This window comes from Kitasatospora sp. NPDC093558 (assembly GCF_040683475.1).
Taxonomy (GTDB): domain Bacteria; phylum Actinomycetota; class Actinomycetes; order Streptomycetales; family Streptomycetaceae; genus Kitasatospora.
This window is the reverse complement of record NZ_JBFBDY010000408.1, coordinates 1-5712: the sequence shown is the minus strand read 5'-3', so window position 1 is coordinate 5712 and position 5712 is coordinate 1. Positions and strand designations below refer to the sequence as shown.

Genomic DNA, 5712 nt, shown 5'->3' with positions numbered 1-5712 from the left:
CCTCCGTCGAGTCCGCGCTCGCCCGCGGCGCCGACGCCGCCGAGGTGGTCCGCCACCTGGTCGGGCTCCAGGCCCAGGCCGCGCCGCAGCCGCCCTACCTCGGCCTGCTCTCCCGGATCGACGGCTTCACGCCCGAGCAGCTCACCACGCTGATCGAGGAGCGCGCCGTCGTCCGGATCGCGCTCCAGCGCGGCACCATCCACCTCGTCACCGCCGAGGACTGCCTGACGCTGCGCCCGCTCCTCCAGCCGATGCTGGACCAGGCCTTCCGCACCAACCACGGCAAGCGGCTCGCCGGGGTCGACCTCGTCGCGCTCGGCGTCGAGGCCAGGGAGCTGGTCGAGGAACGGCCGCGCACCTTCCAGGAGCTCGGCCCGCTGCTCGCCGCCTCCCGCCCGGACCACGACCCGAACGACCTCGCCCAGGCCGCGCGCTGCCTCCTGCCGCTCGTCCAGGTGCCGCCGCGGGGGATCTGGGGCCGCGGCGGCGCCGCCGCCCACACCACCGCCGAGGCCTGGCTCGGCCGCCCGCTCGACCCCGCGCCCTCGCTCGACGACCTCGCCCTGCGCTACCTCGCCGCCTTCGGCCCCGCCACCGCCGCCGACCTCCAGAAGTGGTGCGGGCTCAGCCGGCTCGGGCCGGTGCTCAAACGGCTCGCCCCACAGCTGTACACCGACCGCGACGAACAGGGCCGCGTCCTCTACGACCTCCCGGACGCGCCCCGGCCGGACCCGGCCACCCCGGCGCCCGTCCGGCTGCTCGCACCCTTCGACAACCTGCTGCTCTCCCACGCCGACCGCACCCGAGTGCTGGCCGACGAGCACAAGGGCCGGGTCATGACGCAGAACGGGCTCGTGCACCCCACCCTCCTCGTGGACGGCGTCGTCGCCGGGACGTGGCAGCTGACGGGCGCGCAGGACGTCGTCGTCCGCCCGTTCGCGCCGCTGCGCCGGGCCGACCGGCGGGCGGCGGAGGCCGAAGCCGAGCGGGTGGCGGCTTTCGGGGGCGGCAGCGGGTCCGTCCGCTTCGAGGACGCCGGGTAGCGGGGTGCGTGAAACGGGTTGAAAGGGTGCACAACGGGCAATTCGGCTGATCCTCTGATGGGATGGGTCGGTTCGCACTGATGTGACGACCCGGAGGTCCCGTGTCCGTGGAGCCCCCGTCCGGCGGTGCGCCGGACCACCGCAGACCGTACCTGATGCTGCCGCCCGCGATGCGGCGGGCGGCGGCGTGGTCGGCGGCGGTCATCCTGCTGATCGCCGTCGCCTCGCTGGTGGTCTTCGCGCTGGTCGAGCTGCGCGCGGCGACCGTGCCGTTCGTGCTGGCGCTGCTCGGGGCCTCGCTGCTCCACCCGGTGGTGCCCTGGCTGGTCCGGCGGGGCGTCGGGCGCAGCCTGGCGGCGGCGCTGACCTGCGTCGTGCTGGTCGCGGCCGTCGGCGGGGTGATCGCGCTGCTGGTCAACTCGCTGGTGCACAGCGCCCCGCAGATCGCCACCTCGCTCCAGCACGCCGGGCAGCGGCTCGCGGACTGGCTCGGGCCGTTCGGCGAGAAGATCCAGCACGCGCTCAACAACGCAAAGGGCGAGACGAATTCACTCGTCTCCGCGCTCACCAACGGGGTGCTCTCCGGGCTCGGGCTGCTCACCCAGCTGCTCACCGGCGGGGTGCTGGCGCTGGCCCTGGTGTTCTTCTTCCTGCGCGACGGCCACCGCACCGGCGACGCGATCCGCTCCTACCTGCCGGGGCGCGGCGGCGAGACCGTCGTCGCCTGCGCGGAGCGGGCCTTCGACGCGATGGCGGGCTTCATGCGCGGGACGACGCTGATCGCGCTGATCGACGCGGGCTTCATCACGATCGGCCTGGTGGCCCTCGGGGTGCCGGGCGCGCCGGGGCTGGGCGCGCTGGTGTTCATGGGCGCCTACATCCCGTTCGTCGGGGCGTTCCTGTCCGGGACGGTGGCGGTGCTGGTCGCGCTCGCGGACGGCGGGCTCGGGACGGCGCTGTGGGCGCTGGGGGTGGTGCTGACGGTGCAGATGATCGAGGGCAACATCCTCCAGCCCGTCATCCAGAGCCGGACGGTGGAGCTGCACCCGGCCACGATCATGGTCGCGGTGGTGGCCGGCTCCGGGGTCGCCGGGATCCTCGGCGCGCTGCTCGCGGTGCCGCTGTGCGCGGCGGGCGCGGGCATCGTCTCCGTCCTGCGCGGCGTGCCCGGCCCCCGCGAGGCGCGGCGCACGGTGACTCAGCAGTAGGCGACGGGCTGCCCGGTCTTCACGAAAGGGGGTACCGCCGAAACCCGGTTGCCGGGGGCGGTCGGGAGGTGCGAGGATGCTAATGCGACGGAAGTCGCAATAGAGATTCGGGGGGTGCGGATGCCGCAGCGCGTGGTGGAACGGTTCGAGGTCGCGGGTCCGGAGGACGGGCCGTACGGCGTCGCGACGGGGCCGGACGGGGGCGTGTGGTTCACGCTCGTGCACGCGGGGGAGATCGGACGGCTGGCGCCGGACGGGACGCTCGGGCGGTACGGGCTCGGGGCGAGCGGGTGTGGGCCTGCGGTGATCACGCCGGGGCCGGACGGGGCGCTGTGGTTCACCCGGATGCGCGATCACCGGATCGGGCGGATCGGGACCGACGGGCGCGTCTCCTCGTACGCCGTGCCGACAGCGGAGGCCGGGCCGTACGGGATCGCCGCCGGGCCCGACGGCGCGCTCTGGTTCACCGAGATGAACGCCGGCCGGATCGGGCGGATCACCGTGGACGGCGACGTGACGGAGTTTCCGCTGCCGCTCGCGGGCGCCTTCCCGTCGATGATCACGGCGGGCCCGGACGGGGCGCTCTGGTGCACGCTCAACCAGGCGGACGCCGTCGCCCGCGTCGGCGTCGACGGCGAGGTCGCCCTGCACCGGCTGCCGAGCGGGGGCACCGCGCCGGTCGGGATCACGGCGGGCGCGGACGGCGCCCTCTGGTACGTCGGCATCGGCGGCGGGCTGGTCGGACGGATTGCGGTGGACGGTCGCGTGACGGAGTTCCCGCTGCCCGACCGGACGGCCCGGCCGCACGCGATCGCCGCCGACGCCGCCGGCCGGCTCTGGTTCACCGAGTGGGCCGCCGGGCGGATCGGCGTGCTCGACCCGGACGGCAGCTACGACGCGTACCCGCTGCCCGGATCGGCCCCCGAGCCGCACGGGATCGCGGTCGGGCCGGACGGCACCGTGTACGCAGCGCTGGAGCGCGGCGAACTCGTCCGGCTGGCGGGCTGATTCGGATGCCTGGGCAACGGAACCGGCGGCGCAAGCAGGAGGACGAGCTGCGCCGCCAGGGCGAGGCGCGGGCGGCGGTCGAGGCCACCGCCGGGCCGTGGGAGGTGCTGTTCAGCACCGAGGACCACCGGGAGCTCAAGGCGTTCGTGCAGCGCCTGTACCGGGACGGACTCCCGCCGGACACCGAGGTCGTCTCGGACATGCTGTGCGGGCGGCTCGTTCACCCCACCGTCTACCGGCTGCGGATGCGGCGGCTGAACGTCCGGGGCTGACGGTGCGGCAGGGCAAGCGGCGGGGTTCGGCCAGGGGTCCCGGCAGGGGGCCGGGAATGCGGGCCCAGGGGCCCCGGGCGGCCGGGCCCAACGGCCCTAGGGGGCGCGGGTGGTGTGTTCCGATCATGGATCGCCATCCCATTCGCACGACGTTCCGAAGGAGCGCGTCCCTTGAGCGCCATCGAGGCACAGGGCGACACCACGCCGCCGCAGCCGCCGCCAACTGCCGCACCGGCCACGGCGGTTGTGGCAAGGAGGCCCGGCTCGGCCGTGGTCCGGCTGCTGACCACCACCGACCACAAGACGATCGGCACCATGTATCTGGTGTCGGCGTTCTCGTTCTTCCTGATCGGTGGCGTCCTCGCGCTGGTCATGCGCGCCGAACTCGCCCGGCCCGGCACGCAGATCCTCTCCAACGAGCAGTTCAACCAGGCGTTCACCATGCACGGTTCGGTGATGCTGCTGCTCTTCGCGATGCCGCTGTTCACCGGCTTCGCCAACTGGATCATGCCGCTGCAGATCGGCGCCCCGGACGTCGCCTTCCCACGCCTGAACATGCTCGCCTACTGGCTGTTCATGTTCGGCTCGCTGATCGCCGCGGCCGGCTTCGCGACCCCGCAGGGCGCCGCCTCCTTCGGCTGGTTCCTCTACGCGCCGCTGTCCGACGCCGTCCACTCCCCGGGCGTCGGCGCCGACATGTGGATCATGGGCGTGACGCTCTCCGGCTTCGGCAGCATCCTCGGCGCGGTCAACTTCATCACCACGATCATCTGCATGCGCGCGCCCGGCCTGACCATGTTCCGGATGTCGATCTTCTGCTGGAACGTGCTGCTCACCTCCGTCCTGGTCCTGCTAGTCTTCCCCGTCCTCGCCGCCGCGCTGCTCGCGCTCGAATGCGACCGCAAGTTCGGCTCGCACGTCTTCGACCCGACCAACGGCGGGGCGATGCTCTGGCAGCACCTCTTCTGGTTCTTCGGCCACCCCGAGGTGTACATCCTGGCGCTGCCGTTCTTCGGGATCATCTCCGAGATCATCCCGGTGTTCAGCCGCAAGCCGATGTTCGGCTACGCGGGCCTGATCGCGGCCACCGTCGCCATCGCCGGGCTCTCGGTGACGGTCTGGGCGCACCACATGTACGTCACCGGGCAGGTGCTGCTGCCGTTCTTCTCGTTCATGACCTTCCTCATCGCCGTGCCGACCGGGGTGAAGTTCTTCAACTGGGTCGGCACGATGTGGAAAGGGTCGCTGAGCTTCGAGACGCCGATGCTCTGGACGGTCGGCTTCCTCGTGACCTTCCTCTTCGGCGGACTGACGGGCGTCCTCCTCGCGGCCCCGCCGATCGACTTCCACGTCTCCGACTCGTACTTCGTCGTCGCGCACTTCCACTACACGCTGTTCGGGACCGTCGTGTACGCGATGATGGCGGGCTTCCACTTCTGGTGGCCCAAGATGACCGGCAAGAAGCTCGACGAACGGCTCGGGCGGATCTGCTTCTGGACCCTGACCGTCGGCTTCCACGCGACGTTCCTCGTCCAGCACTGGCTCGGCGCCGAGGGCATGCCCCGCCGCTACGCCGACTACCTCGCCTCGGACGGCTTCACCACGCTCAACACCGTGTCGACGATCGGCTCGTTCCTGCTCGGGCTCTCCATCCTGCCGTTCCTCTACAACGTGTGGCGGACCGCCAAGTACGGCGAACGCGTCACCGAGGACGACCCGTGGGGCTACGGGCGCTCGCTGGAGTGGGCCACCCCGTGCCCGCCGCCGCGGCACAACTTCCTCTCCCTGCCCCGGATCCGCTCCGAATCGCCGGCCTTCGACCTCCACCACCCGGACATCGCGGCGCTGGACGTCCTGGAGAACACCGGTGAACCGGCCAGGCACCTGGCCGGCGTGACCCCGGCGAAGTACGACGCGCCGCGGCGCTGAACCGCGTGCACCCCTGACCGCCGTCCCCGCCCGCACCCAACTCGCCCCCGGCTGAAGCACCAAGGAAGGTCCGGCATGTCCCACACCGTCCTCGCGCTCGGCACGGCCGCCCTCACCGCGTCCGGCTGCGTCTGGTACCTGCCCGCCATCGCCGACCTCCAGGCCGGCCCCGACCGCCCCCGCTCGGCGCGCACCGCCGCCGCGGCCTGCGTGGTGTGGTGGGCCGGACTCGCCCTCGCCGGCGGGGTGCTG

General features: G+C 72.8%; 5 protein-coding genes. All 5 read left to right on the top strand.

From position 1 onward, the window contains the following. Nucleotides 1-1043 (top strand): winged helix DNA-binding domain-containing protein (locus AB0O00_RS27685; protein WP_363656239.1); only part of this gene is annotated, 1043 nt, incomplete at its 5' end. 101 nt (nt 1044-1144) lie between these two features. Further along, a complete protein-coding gene (locus AB0O00_RS27680) occupies nt 1145-2251 on the top strand; it encodes an AI-2E family transporter (protein WP_363656237.1) in 1107 nt (368 codons plus the stop codon). A 120-nt stretch (nt 2252-2371) separates the two neighbouring features. Continuing rightward, a complete protein-coding gene (locus tag AB0O00_RS27675; protein WP_363656235.1) occupies nt 2372-3259 on the top strand; it encodes a virginiamycin B lyase in 888 nt (295 codons plus the stop codon). Between the two features lie 5 nt (nt 3260-3264). Further along, a complete protein-coding gene (locus tag AB0O00_RS27670) occupies nt 3265-3531 on the top strand; it encodes a hypothetical protein (RefSeq protein ID WP_363656233.1) in 267 nt (88 codons plus the stop codon). A 246-nt stretch (nt 3532-3777) separates the two neighbouring features. Beyond that, nucleotides 3778-5460, top strand: coding sequence for a cytochrome c oxidase subunit I (ctaD, locus tag AB0O00_RS27665; protein ID WP_363656241.1), 1683 nt, complete (start codon nt 3778-3780; stop codon nt 5458-5460). Nucleotides 5461-5712 lie beyond the last annotated feature (252 nt).

Coding starts and splice junctions, on each gene's coding strand:
- AB0O00_RS27675 (WP_363656235.1), top strand. CDS start 2,372: ATGCCGCAGCGCGTGGTGGAACGGTTCGAGGTCGCGGGTCCGGAGGAC.
- AB0O00_RS27670 (WP_363656233.1), top strand. CDS start 3,265: ATGCCTGGGCAACGGAACCGGCGGCGCAAGCAGGAGGACGAGCTGCGC.